This is a genomic window from Streptomyces sp. NPDC020489 (assembly GCF_044386545.1).
In the GTDB taxonomy this organism is placed as follows: domain Bacteria; phylum Actinomycetota; class Actinomycetes; order Streptomycetales; family Streptomycetaceae; genus Streptomyces.
Genome location: NZ_JBIRUZ010000004.1, coordinates 16,991 through 35,014, shown reverse-complemented (window position 1 = coordinate 35,014; position 18,024 = coordinate 16,991). Strand labels below are relative to the sequence as shown.

Annotated in this window: 12 protein-coding genes and 2 pseudogenes; 6 read left to right on the top strand and 8 right to left on the bottom strand. The window is 71.8% G+C overall.

The window, feature by feature from the left end; genetic code table 11:
* Positions 1–2: 2 nt before the first annotated feature.
* Positions 3–539, bottom strand: coding sequence for a GNAT family N-acetyltransferase (locus ACH41F_RS10585; protein ID WP_398834326.1), 537 nt, complete (start codon positions 537–539; stop codon positions 3–5).
* A 133-nt stretch (positions 540–672) separates the two neighbouring features.
* Here ACH41F_RS10585 and ACH41F_RS10580 point away from each other — a divergent pair, with 133 nt between their 5' ends.
* Together ACH41F_RS10580 and ACH41F_RS10575 are read left to right on the top strand one after the other, a co-directional pair.
* Positions 673–1,608, top strand: coding sequence for an ATP-binding protein (locus tag ACH41F_RS10580; protein ID WP_391235661.1), 936 nt, complete (start codon positions 673–675; stop codon positions 1,606–1,608).
* A gap of 43 nt (positions 1,609–1,651) precedes the next feature.
* Positions 1,652–2,044: an SCO5389 family protein gene (locus ACH41F_RS10575; protein ID WP_391235556.1), complete on the top strand. Its 393-nt coding sequence runs from the start codon at positions 1,652–1,654 to the stop codon at positions 2,042–2,044.
* A gap of 40 nt (positions 2,045–2,084) precedes the next feature.
* Here ACH41F_RS10575 and ACH41F_RS10570 read toward each other — a convergent pair whose 3' ends face one another.
* From ACH41F_RS10570 to fusA, 7 genes and pseudogenes are all read right to left on the bottom strand, one after another.
* Positions 2,085–4,409: a DUF4132 domain-containing protein gene (locus ACH41F_RS10570; RefSeq protein WP_398834324.1), complete on the bottom strand. Its 2,325-nt coding sequence runs from the start codon at positions 4,407–4,409 to the stop codon at positions 2,085–2,087.
* Between the two features lie 163 nt (positions 4,410–4,572).
* Positions 4,573–4,968, bottom strand: a pseudogene (locus ACH41F_RS10565) (alpha/beta fold hydrolase); the annotation flags it as partial.
* A gap of 125 nt (positions 4,969–5,093) precedes the next feature.
* Positions 5,094–6,452, bottom strand: a complete 1,359-nt coding sequence (locus ACH41F_RS10560; RefSeq protein WP_391235565.1) for a GH1 family beta-glucosidase — start codon at positions 6,450–6,452, stop codon at positions 5,094–5,096.
* Positions 6,453–6,472: 20 nt separating this feature from the next.
* Positions 6,473–7,312, bottom strand: a complete 840-nt coding sequence (locus ACH41F_RS10555; RefSeq protein ID WP_391235664.1) for an ABC transporter permease subunit — start codon at positions 7,310–7,312, stop codon at positions 6,473–6,475.
* A 31-nt stretch (positions 7,313–7,343) separates the two neighbouring features.
* Entirely contained in the window at positions 7,344–8,321 is a 978-nt protein-coding gene (locus ACH41F_RS10550; protein ID WP_398834322.1) for a carbohydrate ABC transporter permease, read from the bottom strand.
* Entirely contained in the window at positions 8,321–9,637 is a 1,317-nt protein-coding gene (locus tag ACH41F_RS10545; protein WP_391235571.1) for an extracellular solute-binding protein, read from the bottom strand. Before ACH41F_RS10545 ends, ACH41F_RS10550 begins: the two co-directional genes overlap by 1 nt.
* 1,297 nt (positions 9,638–10,934) lie before the next feature.
* Complete coding sequence (gene fusA, locus ACH41F_RS10540) at positions 10,935–13,016, bottom strand: elongation factor G (protein ID WP_398834320.1); 2,082 nt, start codon at positions 13,014–13,016, stop codon at positions 10,935–10,937.
* Between the two features lie 725 nt (positions 13,017–13,741).
* Between fusA and ACH41F_RS10535 the strand changes: the two genes are divergently transcribed.
* The 4 genes and pseudogenes from ACH41F_RS10535 to ACH41F_RS10520 form a co-directional block, all read left to right on the top strand.
* Positions 13,742–14,773, top strand: a complete 1,032-nt coding sequence (locus ACH41F_RS10535; protein WP_398834318.1) for a zinc-binding dehydrogenase — start codon at positions 13,742–13,744, stop codon at positions 14,771–14,773.
* A 66-nt stretch (positions 14,774–14,839) separates the two neighbouring features.
* The gene (locus tag ACH41F_RS10530) at positions 14,840–15,805 is read left to right on the top strand and encodes a hypothetical protein (RefSeq protein WP_391235579.1); all 966 of its coding nucleotides are present in this window, start codon (positions 14,840–14,842) and stop codon (positions 15,803–15,805) included.
* A 4-nt stretch (positions 15,806–15,809) separates the two neighbouring features.
* The gene (locus tag ACH41F_RS10525) at positions 15,810–17,180 is read left to right on the top strand and encodes a hypothetical protein (RefSeq protein WP_398834315.1); all 1,371 of its coding nucleotides are present in this window, start codon (positions 15,810–15,812) and stop codon (positions 17,178–17,180) included.
* Positions 17,177–18,004: pseudogene (locus ACH41F_RS10520) on the top strand (EamA family transporter); the annotation flags it as partial. The gene ACH41F_RS10525 and the pseudogene ACH41F_RS10520, both read left to right, overlap by 4 nt.
* Positions 18,005–18,024: the final 20 nt, after the last annotated feature.

Genomic DNA, 18,024 nt, shown 5'->3' with positions numbered 1-18,024 from the left:
GGTCATCGCCCCATCGGGATCTCGAAGTGCAGGACGTCGTGGGCACCCTCGGGGTCATCGCGCTCGTCGTGCACGAGCTTGCCGAGCGACCGCCAGAAGGCCTCGGCACCGGGCACGGCCGGGTCGGTGTGCAGATAGACGGAGCGGTAACCGCCGTCGGCGACGGCGAACGCCATGAGCGCGGCGACCATCCGCCGGGCGAGGCCGCGCCTGCGGTGCTCGGGGCGGACGTAGACACGGCGCAGCTGTGCGGTCTCGCCGGACGGGTAGCTCTCGGCGATCCGGCGCGGGTTCGGCGGGTGGGCCGGGCCGCGGGAGTCGAGGGCGCCGGTGGCGACGACCTGGCCGTCCGCCGGGTCGGTCGCCACCAGGAGGGTGTGGCGCTCCGACAGCAGATAGGCGGCGGCCGGGTCGATGATGTCACCGTGCCAGCGGGGCACGTACCCGGTGCCGAAGTCGCGGTAGACGGTGTCGAGCATCACCGCTCGGGCAGCGTCGAGGTCGTCCGGGCCGGCGGCCCTGATGCTGTAGTCACGCACTTGCACATCATATGCATTAAGCGGAACCCGTTGATCACCTTGGGATTTGACAGTGATCGAGGACACGCATAGAACCTACCGACATGACATCCATTTTCAAAATGGCCTTAGGTGCGGCAAGGGCGGGATGCTGATGCGCGTCGCCTTCGTCGGCAAGGGTGGCAGCGGCAAGACCACCCTGTCGGCACTCTTCTCCCGTCATCTCGCCGAGGCCGGTGCTCCCGTGCTCGCCGTGGACGGGGACATCAACCAGCACCTGGCCGAGGCGCTCGGCCACGACGGGGCCGCACCGGCCGCCCCTGCGCTGGGCGCCCACCTGACCGGCATCAAGGACTTCCTGCGCGGCACCAACCCGCGCATCCCCTCCCCCGAGTCCATGATCAAGACCACCCCGCCCGGCCGCGGCTCCCGGCTGCTGCGCCTGCTCGGCGACGACGAACTGCACGCCCGACACGTCCGGCGGGTGGGCGAGGTGCCGCTCATGGTGACGGGCGAGTTCGAGGAGAGCGACCTCGGGGTGGCCTGCTACCACTCCAAGCTCGGCGCCGTGGAGCTCTACCTCAACCACCTCCTCGACGGCCCCGGCGAGTACGTGGTGGTGGACATGACGGCGGGCGCGGACGCCTTCGCCTCCGGCCTCTTCACCCGCTTCGACATGACGTTCCTGGTGGCTGAACCCACCCGCAAGGGCGTCTCCGTCTACCGCCAGTACCGCGACCACGCCCGCGAGTTCGGCATCCGGATCGCCGTGATCGGCAACAAGGTGACCGGCGAGGACGACCTGCTCTTCCTCAAGGAGGAGGTGGGCGACGACCTGCTGACCCACCTCGTCCACTCACCGTTCGTCCGCGCCGCCGAACAGGGCCGCGAGCGGGGCGAACTGGAGGCGCACAACCGGCACGCCCTGAACCTCCTGCGCGAGACCGTGGACGCCTGCCCCCGCGACTGGGCGGCGCTGCACGCCCACGCCGTGGAGTTCCATCTGCGCAACGCCCGTGCCTGGGCCGGCGAGGACCTGGCGTCCCAGGTCGACCCCGACTTCGTGCCCGGCCCCGCATCCCTCACCTGAACCCTCACCACCCCCGCAACGCACAGACAGGACCAGCACCTTCATGTCTCTCGACGTCTCCCCGAAGCTCCTCGCCGAGGCCGAGAACGGCGCCGTCCGCGAGGAGGACTTCGTGGACACCGTCCGCACGTCCCTCCCCTACGCCTACGACCTCGTCCACTCCCTCGCCGCCGAACTCCACGGCGGCACGGCCGAGTTCACCGACAACCAGACGCCCCCGCCGTCCGAGAGGGAACGCGGCCAGCTGCTGCGCGCCCTCGCCGGCGACGCGATCCGCACCAGCCTGGAGCGCCACTTCGGTGTGACCCTGGCCTTCCAGAACTGCCACCGGGTCGCGGCCTTCCGCCCGGGATCGCAGGACAGCGAGACCTACGCGCGCTTCACCTCGGTGCGCTCGCAGATCCTCAACCAGTCACCGGAGTTCCGGGACTGCTGATCCGTCCGTACGGCGGCCGTCGGGGGTCTTTTCGGGGTCGTCAGGTCTGTCCTCTCCTGATCTGCCGGAGGATCGTCGGGTCGGTGATCGAGGTGTCGGCGGCGAGGAGCAGGGCCTTGCTGAGGATCACGGTGAGCCGGTCGTCCTCGAACGGCAGGAACACCTTGCCGCCGACCGCGGCGCGCGAGGGAACCACGCAGAGGTAGGAGTCGTCCGGCTCCATCAGGATGTTCGCCGAGCCGAGATGGATCCGGTACGTCCCGAGGTCGCCCCGGACGACCAGGAAACGGCCGTCGAGCGTGCACCGGTCGGCGATCTTCAGGCGCGGCAGGATGCGCGCGAGGGCGTCGCGGCGGGCCTCGGCGCTCTCCGGCAGCTCGGCGAACCCGGCCCGTTCCCAGTAGGCGCGGGCCGGTCCCTGCTCGGTCCAGTCGGGGTCGGCGGCGATCGAGGTGACGCCGACGAAGAGGTCCACGTCGCGCATCGCCTCGCTGAAGACCAGGGGCGGCACCGCGGCGAGCGGTGCCTGGCGCCAGGTGCCGTCGACCCGGTGCTCGAAGCTCACCCGGTCCGTCGAGGCGACCCCGCCGCCGTCCGCGCCGTCCACGTAGGTGTGGGCGAAGGCGACCCGCCACTCCCCCGCGCCCAGGGTGCGCAGGGCCGCGTCCCCGTCCCCGCAGTCCCACGGGCCGAGCAGCCGGCTGCGCCACCCGCGCGCCCGGAACAGCGCGGCCATCCTCTGGTAGTGCACCAGATGGGCGGCGAAGCGGAAGGAGTGGTCGCCGGTCTCCTCCTCGGCCGGGGTGAGCCGGTAGATCTCGCGGAACGCCTGCTTGAACGGCTGGCGTATCCGCCCGTCGACGATCCGGTCCCGCCAGGCCCCTACCGTCCCGGCATCCGCGCGGATCGGATGCCACAGCCGTACGGACGCGTCGTCGGGCGCCTCGGGGAGGTCCTCGATCACCGGCAGGAAGGACCGCCACTGTCCTGGCGGGCCCTCGATCTCCCAGATCAGCCTGCGCACGACCGCCCGCGCGAGCGGATGGTCGGCCAGTTCGGCGCGCCACCGGGCGTAGGGGTGGACGGTGTCGACGGTGAAGCCGCCCTCCAGCGCCCTGGCCAGGGTGCCGAGTTGGACGCCGACCCGCTTCACCAGGTCGCGGAGTTCTTTGACCAGGCCGGCCTGGTCGCGGCGGACGGACGCGGGGACGCTCTTCAGCGGGCGGCCGTCCTTCTCCCAGGTCAGCTCGGCGGTCTCGGCGACGGTGACGACGGCCGTGCAGCCGCCACCCGCCTCGCGGCGCAGGACACCGCCGTCGTCGAAGCCCGCCCTCGGCAGCCGCAGCGCCACCTCGGTCCGCTCGGCCAGGGCCGCCTCGACCTTCTTGAGCAGCTTGTCGAGCTGCTTGGGCACCGCGGCGTGCCGGGTGACGGACCGGGCGGTGCGCAGCGCGGCGACGGCCTCCGGGGTCGGGAAGTCCCGCGCGGCGCGCCCCAGTTCGTACAGCAGCGCCTGCGACGGTACGGACTTCGCGGCGGTCGGGGCGACGGCGACGCCGGGCAGCAGGCGGTCGAGAACTCCGGGCAGCCACGGCTCGTCGCGCAGCAGTGCCACCCGCGCGGCCTGTCCCAGCATCTCGACCTCGCGGGCGGCGAACGCCTTGTCGGCGCGGTAGGGCAGGTCGCCGCGCCCTATGGCATCAGCGCGGTCGGCCGCCGCCTCCAGGGCCCGCCGGGCGAAGGCGACGAACGCCGGGATCCCTGCCACCTCGCGCCACAGGTCCGGGGCGTCCGGCGGCGGTTCGTAGGAGTTGACCCCGTCGACCTGGACGAGCAGCGCCTGCTCGGCCTGGGTGAGGGAGAGGGCCGTGTCGACGCCGTCCCTGGCGATGGCTCCCTGGTCGCCTCCCAGGAGATCCGCCACCGCGCTCAGGGTCGCCCGGTCCGCGAGACCGGCCAGCACGAGGAGCGTGTACGGGTGGGAGACGTCGCCGCGCCGCACCAGGAACGCCGTCAGGGCGCGTGCGGGACCGGACAGTTCGGGCCAGGGCCCCGTGCAGTGCGCCAGCGCGTCCGCGACCGGGCGCAGGCTCACCACGTCGTCGGGGTCCTCGACGCAGGCGGCGACCGCCTCGACCATCCGGCGGCACGCCTTGGGTGTGTAGCGCGGCGCCCGGTCCCTCGCCGCCCCGTGGACCGCGACCCGTGTCCGCGCCATCGCCTCCGTGGCGCCGGGGCGCGACCGGTACGCCGCCGGGAGCAGCCCGCCGAGGTCCTCGTCGGACAGCCCGGCCAGATCGGCGGAGCGCACGTCGAGGACGAAGGCGGGGTCGTTCAACGCCCGGAGCACGTCGTCGTAGAGCATGTCCGGGATCATGGCAGGCGCCACTGACAACCCGCCCTGGACGGGCGCTCGGCGGGCCAGGCGAGGAAACGCGCGGTGTGCGAACTGACAACCCGCCCCGGACGGCCGCTCGGCGGACTAGGCGAGAAAACGCGCGGTGTGCGCCACGAAGCTGCGGGCCTCGTCCACCCAGGGGAAGTGCGACCGCGTACACGCTCGGCGTGATCAGGGCGAGCCGGCCGACCGTGTCGGGACGGCGGGCGACGCAGAGGGCGGCCAGGTTGGCGCCGGCGCTGTGGGCCAGCAGGTCCAGGCGGTCCAGGCCCAGTTCCTTGCGCAGCGCCTCGACGTCGTCGACCTGACGGTCGCAGCGGTACGACGTCGGGTCCTCGGGGGCCGCCGAGTCGCCGGTGCCCCTCAGGTCCAGCCGGATCAGGGTCCGGTGGGCGCCGAGGCCGCCCAGGTCACCGAGGTAGGCGGAGTCCTGCATCGGCCCGCCGGGGAGGCAGACCAGGGGTGGGCCGTCGCCGGAGACGTGGTAGGCGAGGGTGGTGCCGTCGGGGGCGGTGAAGGTGGGCATGGGGTGAGGCTGTCAGGGGGGCCTGCCTGCGGCAACGCAATAAGACGGGTACGCGGGGACACCCCGGCTGGCGGCCGGCGTGTCCCCGCCCTGGGACCCCGTTCTCCAGGGACTTCCGGTACGTCTCAGGCGGCGCGGCGCGCCCCTGCCCGGTGCTCCCGGATGATCTCCGCGTAACGGTGCCCGGAGCCCTTGATGGTGCGGGCCTGGGTCTCGTAGTCGACGTGGACCAGTCCGAAGCGCTTGTCGTAGCCGTAGGCCCACTCGAAGTTGTCCAGCAGCGACCAGGCGAAGTAGCCGGCCAGCGGGGCGCCCCGGCGGGCGGCGGACGCGCAGGCCGCGAGGTGCCCGGCCAGGTAGTCCTGCCGCTCGGGATCGTCGACGGTGCCGTCGGGGCGTACGACGTCCGGATAGGCGGAGCCGTTCTCCGTGACGTACAGCTTGCGGGCGCCGTACTCCTCGGTCAGGCGCAGCAACAGGGTCTCGATGCCGCTCGCGTCGATCTCCCAGTCCATGCCGGTGCGGGGCACGCCGGGGCGGCGTACGGCACGGGCGTGCGGGGCCGGCCCGCTGGGGTCGTCGGCGACCGTCTGCGGGAAGTAGTAGTTCAGGCCGAGCCAGTCGAGCGGGGCGGCGATGGTCTCCAAGTCCCCGGCGCGTTCGGGGAGTTCGACGCCGTACACGGCGCGCATGTCCGCCGGGAAGCCGCGGCCGTGGACCGGGTCCAGCCACCAGCGGTTGGTGTGGCCGTCCATGCGGCGGGCGGCCTCGACGTCCTCCGGGCGGTCGGTGGCGGGGTACACGGTGGAGAGGTTGTTGACGATGCCGACCTGCGCGTCCGCGACGGCCGCCCGGATGGCCTGCACGGCGAGCCCGTGGCCCAGGAGCAGGTGGTAGGAGGCACGGACGGCGGCGGTCAGGTCGGTGAGGCCCGGCGCCATCTTGCCTTCGAGGTGGCCGATCCAGGCCGAGCACAGCGGCTCGTTGAGGGTGGTCCAGTGGCCGACCCGGTCACCCAGGCGCGCGGCCACCACGGAGGCGTACGCGGCGAAGTGCTCGGCGGTCTCCCGCTCGGGCCAACCGCCCCGGTCCTGGAGCGCCTGCGGGAGGTCCCAGTGGTAGAGGGTGACGGACGGGGTGATGCCCGCCGCCAGCAGACCGTCGACCAACTCGTCGTAGAAGTCCAGGCCCTTGGCGTTGACCGGGCCGTCGCCGCCCGGCAGCACGCGCGGCCAGGCGATCGACAACCGGTAGGCGTTGGTGCCCAGTTGACGCATGAGCGCGATGTCGTCGCGCCAGCGGTGGTAGTGGTCGCAGGCGACGTCGCCGTGGTCGTCGCCCGCGATCTTCCCGGGGGTGTGCGCGAAGGTGTCCCAGATCGATGGCGCACGGCCGTCCTCCGCCACGGCTCCCTCGATCTGGTACGCCGAGGTGGCCGTGCCCCACAGAAAGTCGTGCGGGAGTGCGGCGAGGTCGATGGTCACGTAAGTCCTTTCGGAGGCGGTCATTTGACGGCGCCCGCCGTCAGCCCGGCGACGAGGTAGCGCTGGAGAAGGAGGAAGCCCGCGACGACCGGAACGCTCACGACCAGCGAGGCGGCCATGATCTGGTTCCAGTACACGTCGTTGAGCGTGGAGTAGCCCTGGAGGCCGACCGCGAGGGTGCGGGTGGTGTCGTTGGTCATCACCGACGCGAACAGCACCTCGCCCCAGGCGGTCATGAAGGCGTAGACGGCGACCGCGACGATGCCGGGGATCGCGGCCGGCACGACGACCCGGAACAGCGCCTTCAGCGGGCCGCAGCCGTCGACCAGCGCCGCCTCGTCCAGGTCGCGCGGCACCGAGTCGAAGTACCCGATCAGCATCCAGATCGAGAACGGCAGGGAGAAGGTGAGATACGTCAGGATCAGCCCGCCGCGCGAGCCGAACAGGGCGATGCCGGTGGCGTTGCCGATGTTGACGTAGATCAGGAACAGCGGAAGCAGGAAGAGGATGCCCGGGAACATCTGCGTCGACAGCACGGTGACCGTGAAGACCCGCTTGCCGCGGAAGTCGTAGCGGCTGACGGCGTACGCGGAGAAGACCGCGATCACCACCGAGCAGACCGTCGCCGCGCCCGCCACGATCAGCGAGTTCACGAAGTAGCGGGCCAGCGGGACGGTCGACCAGATGTCGATGTACGGGCGGATCGTCACCTCGCTGGGTGTCCAGCGGAACTTGCCGGTGACGTCTGCGAGCGGCTTCAGCGAGCTGGAGACCATGACGTACACCGGCAGCAGCACGAAGCCGGCGAGCACGGTGAGGAAGATCCGCCGGGTCCACAGGAACGAACGCGGGGGCGCCATCGGCGAGTTGTGCCGAGTCGCCGTCTGGGTGTCAGACACGGGGGGCCCTCCGTCCGCGCGAGGTGAGGACCAGGTACGCGCCCGTCACCAGCAGCAGGAAGAGCAGCAGGAGCACGGACATGGCGGAGCCGGTGCCGAAGTTCCAGGTGACGAACGAGGCTTGGTAGATGTGGACGGAGATCAGGTCGGCGGCCTCCGGGGCGGTCCTGCCGAACAGGACGTACGGGGTGTTGAAGTCGTTGAACGTCCACAGGAACAGCACCAGGATCAGCACCTGGTTGACGGCGCCCAGCGACGGCAGGGTGATGCGGCGGATCTGCTGCCACACCCCGGCGCCGTCGAGGGCGGCCGCCTCGTACAACTCCCGTGGAATGTTCTGGAGTCCGGCCATGACGATGAGGAAGGCGAAGGGCCAGCCCTTCCACACCGACACGGTCAGCAGGGCGATGAAGCTGTTGTCGCCGATCAGCCAGAAGGACGGCTTGTCGGTGAGGCCGAGCTGGTCGTGCAGGACGTGGTTCACCAGCCCGTTGTCGTGCTGGAACATGAACACCCAGGTGATGACGGCCGCGTAGACGGGCAGCGCGTACGGCACCAGGAACAGGGCCCGCAGCAGGCCGCGGCCGCGGAAGGTGTCCTGCATGAAGATCGCCGCCGCGGTGCCGATCAGCCAGCACAGGGCGACCGACAGCAGGGTGAAGGCGACGGTGACGAGGAAGGAGTGCAGCAACGCCTCGCCGACCGGGGCGTCGAAGTCCACCGACACCTTGAAGTTGTCGAGCCCGGACCAGGGCGCGGAGCCCCAGTCACGGATGTAGAACTGGGTGAGCTCCTTGAAGCTCATCACGATGCCGACGGCCATCGGCACCAGGTGCACGAGGAGTTCGAGCAGCAGGGCGGGCAGGAGGAGCAGATACGGCAGTCCGATCCGGCGGATGCGGCCGGGGCGGGCCGGCCGCTTCTCGCCGGGCGGCGCCTTCGGTGCGGCGCGTTCCAGGGTCGTGGTCATCACGCGCCCGGCATCTGCTGCTGGGCCTTCTCCAGCGCCGCCTTCACCGAGCCGGTGGTGATGTCCCGTCCGGCGGCCGCGTCGGCGAACAGGTCCTTGATCGCCGTACCGACCGCCGTCTCGAACTGCGACTCGTCGGCGACCTGCGGCAGCGCGGCGGCGCTCTTGGCGAGGGTGTCCTTGAGCACGGCGTTGGCCGGGGTGTTGAAGGTGGCGTCGCTCTGGGCGGTCCTCACCGGCGGAATCGAGCTGTACGCGGTGTTGAGGATCTTCTGCTCCGCGTCGCTGGTCATGAACTTCACGAACTTCGTCGCACCGTCGAGGTTGTCGGTGTTCTTGAAGACGGCCATGTTGATGCCGGCCACCATGGAGTTGACCTGCGTGCCGGTGCCCGGGGTGCCGGACTGCACGGGGACGGGGGCGATGCCGTAGTCGTCCTCGCTCATGCCCTGCGACTTGAGGTTGGCGGAGGCCGACTGCCACAGCAGCATCGCCGTCTTGCCCTTGGCGAAGTCGCTGACGGACTGGTTCTGCGCGTACTCGGCGTTGCCCGGCGCGATGACCTTGTCCTTGCCCATCAGGTCCACGTACTGCTTGACCGCGGCGACGACCTTGTCGTTGGTGAAGTCGGCCTTGCCGTCGGCGGTGAAGAAGTCGGCGCCGTGCTGCTTGGCGAAGACGAACGCGTGGTGGATGTTCTCCGAGGGGTTCGAACCCTCCGCGCCCAGGCCCCACTTGCCGTCCTTGGACAGCTTCTTGCCGTCGGCGACCAACTCGCTCCAGGTGGCGGGCGGCCCGGATATCCCCGCCTCGGCAAAGAGCTTCTTGTTGTAGTAGAGGGCGTACGCCATCGAGTACAGCGGTACCGCGGCCGGGTCCTTGCCCTCGGCGCCCGTCGAGCCGAGCGCGGAGTCCACGAACCGGTCCCTGCCGCCGATCTTGGCGAAGTTCTTGGCGTCCCACGGCAGCAGCGCGCCGGTGGCCTGGAGCGAGGCGCTCCAGGTGTTGCCGATGTTCAGCACGTCGGGGCCCTGTCCCGAGGTGGTCGCGGTGAGGATCCGGTTGAGCAGGTCCGACCAGGGCACGACCTCCAGTTTGACCTTGATGCCGGTCTGCTTCTCGAACTTGTCGAGTTCGGGTTGCAGGACCTTCTTGTCGACCTCGATGCTCGCCCCCTGGTTGGAGGCCCAGTAGGTGAGGGTCTTCGGCGAGTCGTTGGACCCGCCGTCCGTGGACGAACCGCCTCCGCAGGCCGACGCGGCCAGGGCGAGAGACATGGTGACGGCGCCTACGGCCGCGGCTCGGATGCTGCGCATGGCTCCTGGTGTCCCTTCAGGGAATGCACTCACGGCTTAATTTAGGACGTGAGTTAACTGCCACGGCTTCAGGACGTCAAGGGGTTGCGCGGGCGCAGTTCGTGAGGGAGGTGGGTTGGGGGGGTGGGGGTTTGGTTTTTGAAGGGGTGGGGGTGGGCCCGCGTGTGAGGGCTGGGCCCGCGTGTGGGGGTGAGCGGTGGGCCGCCGGTGTGGGGGTGGAGGGCTGGCCGCCGGTGCGGAAAGTGGGCGGTGGGCCGCCGGTATGGGGGTGGAGGGCTGGCCGCCGGTGCGGAAGGTGGGCGGCGAGCCGCCAGTGCGGGAGGTGGGCGGCGAGCCGCCAGTGCGGGAGGTGGGCGGCGAGCCGCCAGTGCGGGAGGCGGGCGGTGAGCCGCCGGTGCAGGAGGCGGGCGGCGGGCCGCCGGTGCGGGAGGCGGGAAGGTCGCGCGTGGGGTTGCGGGCGTCCTATCCGCGCGGAGTGCGTGGAGGCCGCCCGTGCGGGGTGGTGGCGCCCCACCCGCGCGGGGTGCGGACGAGCCCCGGTGCGGGGTGCGGGGTTCGGGCAGCCCGTCCGTCTCAGGTACGGGCGGACCGCCCGCCCCGTCGCTACCCCCGCCCTGCGGGGGTTGCGGGCGTCCTATCCGCGCGAAGTGCGTGGAGGCCGCCCGTGCGGGGTGGTGGCCCCCCAGCCGCGCGGGGTGCGGACGAGCCCCGGTGCGGGGTGCGGGCAGCCTGTGCGTCTCAGGTACGGGCGGACCGCCCGCCCAGTCGCTACCCCCGCCCCGCGCGAGGCCGCCCGTGCCCGGATCGGGTGGGCCCGCGTGCAGGGTGCGTGGGGCCGCCCGCGCGGGATGGTGGCCCCCCACCCGCGCGGGGCGGGGACGGCCCGCCCCTGCAGGGTGCAGGCGCCCCACCCGGGCAGGCACGGACTCCCCCACCCGTGCAGAATGCGGGCGCCCACCCGCCCCACGTACTGAAGGGCCGCCGCCCTGCGGCTACCCCGGCCCCGGCGCGAGGCGCCCCGCCCGTGCCCGGACCGGGAGGGCCGCCCGCGCCCGGCGTCACGGCTGGACCACCCCGTCGGCGTCACCGCAGGGCCACCCGCGCCCGGCGTCACCGCTGGACCCGTGTCAGCGTCCCGCAGAACCGCCCGCGCCCGGCGTCACCGCTGGACCCGTGTGGGCGTCCCGCAGGACCACCCGCGCCCAGCGTCACCGCAGAACCACCCCCGCCGACGTCACCGCAAGACCACCCCCGCCGGCGTCACCGCAAGCCCCCCCCGCCTACGCGCACCTGGACGTCACCGCAGAACCCCTGCCGTGGCTGTCGGTGTCGGGGCGTAGCCCGTTGGGCGGGCCGTGAAGGTGCCGCGGCCCTGGGTGCGGCTGCGCAACCGGGTGGCGTAGCCGAAGAGTTCGGCCAGTGGCACCGTCGCCGTGACGACCGCCGAGCCGGCCCGCGTGGCCGACGCGGTGACCCGGCCGCGCCGTGCCGCGAGGTCGCCGAGCACTCCCCCGACCGCGGCGTCGGGCACGGTGACCGTGACCTCGGCCACCGGCTCCAGCAGAACCGTCGCACAGGCGCGCAGGGCCTGCCGCAGTCCGAGCCGGCCCGCCGTACGGAACGCCGTGTCGGAGGAGTCCTTCACGTGGGTCGCCCCGTCGGTGAGCGTGACGCGCACCCCGGTCACCGGGTGGCCGCCGATCGGCCCCTCGGCCAGCGCGTCCCGGCAGCCGGCCTCGACCGCCCGCACGTACTCCTGCGGCACCCGCCCGCCTACGACAGTCGACCTGAACTCGAACCCGGCGTCACCGTCCCACGGCTCCACGTCGAGCACGACATGCGCGAACTGCCCCGCGCCGCCGTCCTGTTTGACGTGCCGGAAGACATGCCCTGACACCCCGCGCACGACGGTCTCACGGTGTGCGACCCTCGGCCGCCCGGCGTTGACGTCCAGCCCCTGATCGCGCCGCACCTTCTCCAGCGCGACCTCCAGATGCAGTTCGCCCATGCCGGACAGCACCGTCTGCCCGGTCTCCGGGTCGGTCCGCACGACCAGCGACGGATCCTCCTCCGCGAGCCGCGCGAGAGCCGTGGCCAGCCGGTCGGTGTCGGTGGACCGGACCGCCTCGACCGCCACCGAGACGACCGGTTCGGCCACGCTCGGCGGTTCGAGGACGAGCGGGGCCTGCGGCGCGCACAGGGTCGCCCCGGCCCGCGCGGACTTCAGCCCCACCACGGCCACGATGTCACCGGCGACGGCCCGCTCCAGCTGGGCGTGCCGGTCGGCCCGCACCCGCAGGATGCGGCCCACGCGTTCGGTGCGTCGCGCGCCGGTGTCCATGACCGTGTCTCCCTTCTCGATCGTTCCGGAGTAGACCCGCAGGTAGGTGAGGCGCCCGGTCGGGGTGGCGTTCACCTTGAACACCAGCGCCGCGAGGGGCGCCGCCGGGTCGGCGGGCCGTTCCTGCGGGGTGTCGCCGAACGTGCCCCGCACCGGCGGCACGTCCAGCGGCGAGGGCAGGTAGGCCACCACCGCGTCCAGCAGCGGCTCGATCCCGCGGTTGCGGTAGGCCGAGCCGCACAGCACGACCACACCGTCGCCGCTGCGCGTGAGGTCGCGCAGGGCGCGGACGAGCGTGCGCGGGTGGAGTGCCTGCGTGTCGAGCGCCTGCACGTCGGAGGTCGAGCGCGCGCAGAACTCCTCCAGTGCGGCCGGGTCCAGTTCGGCCACCGTCTCCTCCAGGACCCGGCGCCGCCGCAGCGCCTCCTCACGCAGTTCCCCGGGCACCTCCCCCACGACCATCTCGCCGCCGTCGGTCCAGGTCAGCGCCCGCATCCGGACCAGGTCCACGACACCCCGGAAGCCGTCCTCCGCGCCGATGGGCAACTGCACGACCAGCGGAGCCGGGTGCAGTCGCTCACGGATCGACTCGACGGCGGTGTCGAGGTCGGCGCCCGCGCGGTCCAGCTTGTTGACGAACGCGATCCTCGGTACGCCGTACCGGTCGGCCTGCCGCCAGACCGACTCGCTCTGCGGTTCGACCCCCGCCACGGCGTCGAAGACCGCGACCGCCCCGTCGAGCACCCGCAGCGAGCGCTCCACCTCGTCGGCGAAGTCGACGTGCCCCGGTGTGTCGATCAGGTTGATCCGGTGGCCGTCCCAGGCACAACTGACGGCCGCCGCGAAGATCGTGATGCCACGGTCGCGCTCCTGCGGGTCGAAGTCGGTGACGGTCGTGCCGTCGTGGACCTCACCGCGTCGGTGCGTGGTGCCGGTCGCGAAGAGGATCCGCTCGGTGACGGTGGTCTTGCCGGCGTCGACGTGGGCGAGGATGCCGAGGTTGCGGACGACAGCGAGGGTGTTGAGGTGGGTGCGCACGGCCCAAGGCCTTTCGGGTGCGAGGTGACAGGGCGGCGCGATTCCCGGACAGAGAGTGCATCAGCTGACGGCGCGTCAAAAGCCGTACAACAAGGGAGTGTTGAGGCTCAGTCGTGCGTCCGGGGCATCCGGTACCGGCCGCGCAGCGGGCACCGGACGGAGAAGGACACGAGGATCACGTCGTACGACGGGGGAACGACTACAGCGGCGCGGTCTCGCACGGCCGGTCTCCCCTCACTCGTCGATCCTCGTCATGGCGGGCACCGGCCCTGAGCGGGGGTGCGTGGCGAGTGTAGGGAGCGTCGGCGGTGTGGGGCACCCGAATTATCGCCGTATCGGGCAGGGTGCCGCCCCTTGAGGAGGGCCGCTCCGCCGTCGGTCGAGTGGAGCCCTAGCGGGTCCGCAGAGACTGTGAACGATCGCTCCAGCGGATCTGGCGAGGCGTTGCGGCCCCGCACGAGGCGGCGTCCAGCCAAGGCGTCGGGATCCGTGTGCCGCGCGGGTGTGCGGCGGCGATCTCCGGCGGCACCCCCCCACCCCTCGCGGTGCCCCGGTCGCGCCCCCCACCCCACGGTGCGCCGTCCGGCCACGAACAGCACACAGCGCGCGCCGACCCCAATTCCTCGACCAGGCACGCCACGAGCCGCGTGGACCGCGCCGCCCCGGAACCGGATCGACGACCTCCCCGACCTCCTGGAGCACCGACCATGCCCGAAGAGGCACGTATGAAAGTCGCCGCACTGGACGGCCCCGGCGTCAGCCGGATCATCCACAAGCCGCTGCCGCGGATCGCCGAGGACTACGTCCTGGTGAAGGTGGTCGCGGCCCCGATGTGCAATGAGCATCTGGCGTACGAGCACTGGGACTTCAGGGACCGCAACCGCTGGGACTCGCTCGGTCACGAGGCGGCCGGAGAGGTGGTCGAGGCCCGCCCCGGCAGCCCGTTCCGGCCGGGTGACCGGGTGGTCGTGCTCAGCGGCTATCCGTGCGGGCGCTGCGCGATGTGCGTCTCGGGACGGTACGCGCACTGCGCCGACACCGAGGACCCGCTCACGGTGTGTGCCGGCGAGTCCGGTGAGTGCGGCTTCGCGCAGTACATGATCAAGCGGGAGCGTCTGCTGCTCCGGATCCCCGACGGGATGCCGTACGAGCATGCCGCGATGGCCTGTTGCGGGATGGGCGCGACGTACACGGCGATGGAGAACATGGGAGTCGCCGCGGGCGACACGGTCCTCGTCACCGGGCTCGGCCAGGTGGGGCTCGGCGCCGTGATCAACGGGCGGGCCAGAGGAGCCCGGGTGATCTGTGCCGGACGCAGCCCCTACCGCCGGGAACTGGCACGGGAGTTGGGCGCGGAGTCGATCGTGGACCTGGGCGCGCCGGACGCGCTGGCCGCCGTACGGGAGTTCACCGCGGGCCGGGGCGTCGACCATGTCATCGACTGTTCGGCGCAGGCCACCCACCAGCGGTTCGGCCTGGACGCGGTGGGGCGCGGCGGGCGGGTCACCTTCCTCGGGGAGTCCGGCGAGCTGGCGCTCCACGTCGACCGGGACCTGATCCAGAAGGGTGTAACCCTCCACGGCAGCCTCGATCTGTATCTCCAGCACGCGCCGGGAATGCTCGACGTCATTTCGCGCACCGGCCCGCTGATCGACCGGTTCATCACCCACACCTTCGCGCTCGACGACATCGAGCAGGCCTGGAAACTCCAGCTCACCAGGGAATGCGGAAAGATCGTTCTGTATCCGTGGCGCTGACGTACGAACGACCGAACGACCGACCTGAATGCGAACGGCCGTACATCGACGGAAGGCAGCCACACCATGTCTGAGAACATCGAGACCCACGATCCGAACACGCCGCTCTACGTCGGCACTCGGAAGTTCCTCGGCAGGCGCGATCTCGTCCTGTCCTTCTACACGACGAAGTGCCAGTTCAAGTGCACGTATTGCGCTCTGCCCACCCGCTCGGCGACGTTCGAGGTGACGGCCGAGCAGATCAACAACCAGATCGACCACGTCTTCGACAGCAAAGCCGGTGAACTGGGCGAGTACCGTCAGTTGTGCTTCGGCAACGAGGGTTCCGCCCTCGACCCGCGGCGCTTCCACCGGGAGTCCGTCGATCATCTGCTGCACCGCGCGCGGGAGATGGAGAACCTCGAGGTGCTGTCCATCGAGACCCGTCCCGAGTACGTCAAGCGGGACTACCTGGAGCACATCGCCCGGACCACGCACGCGCCACGGCTCGATGTGACGGTCGGGTTCGAGACGCAGGACGACTTCATCCGGCAGACCGTCCTGAAGAAGAAGATCTCCCGCCGGGTGATGGAGGACCGGGTCGCGCTGCTGGGCGCGCTGGGGGTGCGTCTGACGTCGTACGTCCTGATCAAGCCGGCGCCGCGGATGTCGGACGAGCACGGGGTGCGCGAGGCGGTCGCGACGATGGAGTACCTCAAGGACCTCTGCGACCGCCACGGCACCGAGTTGGTCATCTATCTGACGCCCACCTATGTCGCCGAGGGGTCGTATCTCCAGCAGACCACGCAGCCGGGTGACTGGACGCCGCCCACCATTCAGGGCATCTTCGAGGTCGTCCTGGCCGGTCACGCCCTGGGGCTTCCCGTCTACACGGGTCTGTGGAGCGAGGAACTCGCCGACGAGAGCACCGACTTCCGCGGCCGTGAGGGGTACGACCCCGAACTGCGCAAGGCCATGGTGCGTTTCAACCGTGACCACGACTTCGGCCACCTGCTGCCCTTCGTGCCGAAGCAGATGGCGCTGGCGGGATAGGACGATGCGCGCGTACCGGAATCTCTTCAAGCAACTCTCCGAGGACGCCCCCGAGAAGCTCACCCGGCTGCCGGCGGAATTCCTCACCGAGCAGGTGCGACGGCTGCTCGACAGGGACGAGATATACGTCCTCGAGCAGGTGAACAAATACGTTCCCGTCATGGCCGGGCTTCCCACCGAGGCAGTGGCCCGTGCGGCGGAACGGGCGCTGGACCGGGGCGTGGTCGACGACTTCTGCTTCCTGTACGCGCACCTGCCGGCCGCCGTACGGACGGCCCCCGAACGCATCGACCGGGCCTGCGCCCGCCTCGCACGCCGGGGCAACGCCGGCGGCATCGAGCAGATCATCGCCGCGACCGGGGTGCGCCCCACCCTGGACGAGGAGACGGTCCTGCGGTCCTACGACGTCCTGGTGGCCGCGGGCCGCCTCGGCGCCGTGGACTACATGCGCCAACTCTCCGGCGTCCGCGTCCGGTTCGCCCCGGAGGCCGCCGCGACCGGCATCCGCACCCTCCTCGCCAGCGGCAGACACGGACCGCTGCGCAGGCTGGCCCGCCTCGCCGACGTGGAAGTCCGCCTCGACGCCCGGGAGATCCACCGCGCCGTCGCCGAGGCGGTCACCGACGGCACCCTGCACGACCTGGCCAAGGCCCTCGCCTGTCTGCGTCCGCCGCCCCGTATCGAGGGGTTCGCGAAGGTGTTCCGGCGCCTGGTGTCCGCAGACCGCTTCGCCGAACTGCCGGCCCTGTTCCCGGTGTTCGCGGATGCCGACTGGCGGTCTCTCGACGCTCCCCTGTGGCGGCGGCTGCTGTCCTCGGACAGCGCCCCCGCCGTCCGCTTCGCCTTCGAGCGCCACGATGATGCCGACCTGCTCGCCCACCATGCCCCGCAGGCCTACGCGTTGGGGGTCTCGGTCGGCGACCGCGCGCTGGTCGAGCTGGCGTGCCGGCGGGGCGGGGTGCGCCTGCGCGCGGAGGACGTGGGGGCGTTGCTGGACGACGCCCTGGAGGACGGGGACGCGCACTGGCTCGACTTCGTCACCGCCCGGCTGCCCTCGCTGCCCGCCGTCGACCCGGACCGCGCGCAGCTCTACTTGGCCCGGCAGGCGGCGGTCCGTCCGGAGCGCGTGAAGCGGGACGCCGAGACCCTGGGGGTGGCCTGGGCGCCCGAGGTGGGCCGGTGGCTGCTCGCCCTCACCGAGGGCCACCACGAGGAGGCCGCACCGGCCGCCGGGCACGCCACCGGACACCCGATCGCCACCGTCGTCACCACACCGCCGGTGCGGGACGTACCGGCGGACCTCGGCACCGTCACCGCCCCGCCCGCCCCGGACGGCCCGGCGGACCTCGCGGCCGACGGGGCGCGCGTCTCATGAACCACGGCCCGAAGCTGTCCCTCGGCCCGGACGCCGGGCCGCGCTACCGGGGCATGGCACTCGCCCTGGTGGCCATGGCCAGTGTGCAGACCGGGGCCGGCGCCTCCAGCTATCTCTTCGAGAAGTTCACGCCCGCCGGTACCGCCTGGCTGCGCCTGACCTGGGCGGCGGTCGTCCTGTGGCTCATCGCCCGGCCCCGCGTCCGCGGCCGTGACCGGCGTCAGACGGGGACCGCGCTGCTGCTCGGCGCGGTCAGCGGGCTGCTCACCCTGCTGTACTTCGAGGCCGTCGTCCGCATCCCCCTGGGCACGGCCACGGCTCTGGAGTTCCTCGGCCCCCTGGGCGTGGCGGTGGCGGGGCTGCGGCGCCGGATCGACGTGCTGTGGCCGCTGACGGCGGCGGTCGGTGTGCTCGCCCTGACCCGGCCCTGGAGCGGTGAGGTCGATCTGACCGGGGTCGGCTTCGCGCTCGGGGCGGCGGCGGGCTGGGCCGGCTACATCCTGCTCACCAAGCGGGTCGGCGCCCAGTTCACGGGCCTGGGCGGGCTCGCGGTCTCCATGGTCGCGGCGTCGGTGGTGACCCTGCCGTTCGCCGGGGCCGGTCACATCGTCGGCCACATGACCCCGCAGGCCCTCGCCCTGTCCGCCCTCGCGGCCCTGCTCCTGCCGATCCTGCCGTACGCCGCCGAGATGGTTGCCCTGCGCAACCTGTCCACCACGGTCTTCGGCACCCTGATGAGCCTGGAACCCGCCATCGGGACGGTCGTCGGATTCGTCCTGCTGTCCGAGCAGCCGTCGTGGGCCCAGGCCTCCGGCATCGTCCTGGTCACGGTCGCCGGCATGGG

Coding starts and splice junctions, on each gene's coding strand:
- ACH41F_RS10570 (WP_398834324.1), bottom strand. CDS start 4,409: ATGCTCTACGACGACGTGCTCCGGGCGTTGAACGACCCCGCCTTCGTC.
- ACH41F_RS10555 (WP_391235664.1), bottom strand. CDS start 7,312: ATGGCGCCCCCGCGTTCGTTCCTGTGGACCCGGCGGATCTTCCTCACC.
- ACH41F_RS10535 (WP_398834318.1), top strand. CDS start 13,742: ATGAAAGTCGCCGCACTGGACGGCCCCGGCGTCAGCCGGATCATCCAC.
- ACH41F_RS10525 (WP_398834315.1), top strand. CDS start 15,810: ATGCGCGCGTACCGGAATCTCTTCAAGCAACTCTCCGAGGACGCCCCC.
- ACH41F_RS10530 (WP_391235579.1), top strand. CDS start 14,840: ATGTCTGAGAACATCGAGACCCACGATCCGAACACGCCGCTCTACGTC.
- ACH41F_RS10575 (WP_391235556.1), top strand. CDS start 1,652: ATGTCTCTCGACGTCTCCCCGAAGCTCCTCGCCGAGGCCGAGAACGGC.
- ACH41F_RS10580 (WP_391235661.1), top strand. CDS start 673: ATGCGCGTCGCCTTCGTCGGCAAGGGTGGCAGCGGCAAGACCACCCTG.
- ACH41F_RS10550 (WP_398834322.1), bottom strand. CDS start 8,321: ATGACCACGACCCTGGAACGCGCCGCACCGAAGGCGCCGCCCGGCGAG.
- ACH41F_RS10545 (WP_391235571.1), bottom strand. CDS start 9,637: ATGCGCAGCATCCGAGCCGCGGCCGTAGGCGCCGTCACCATGTCTCTC.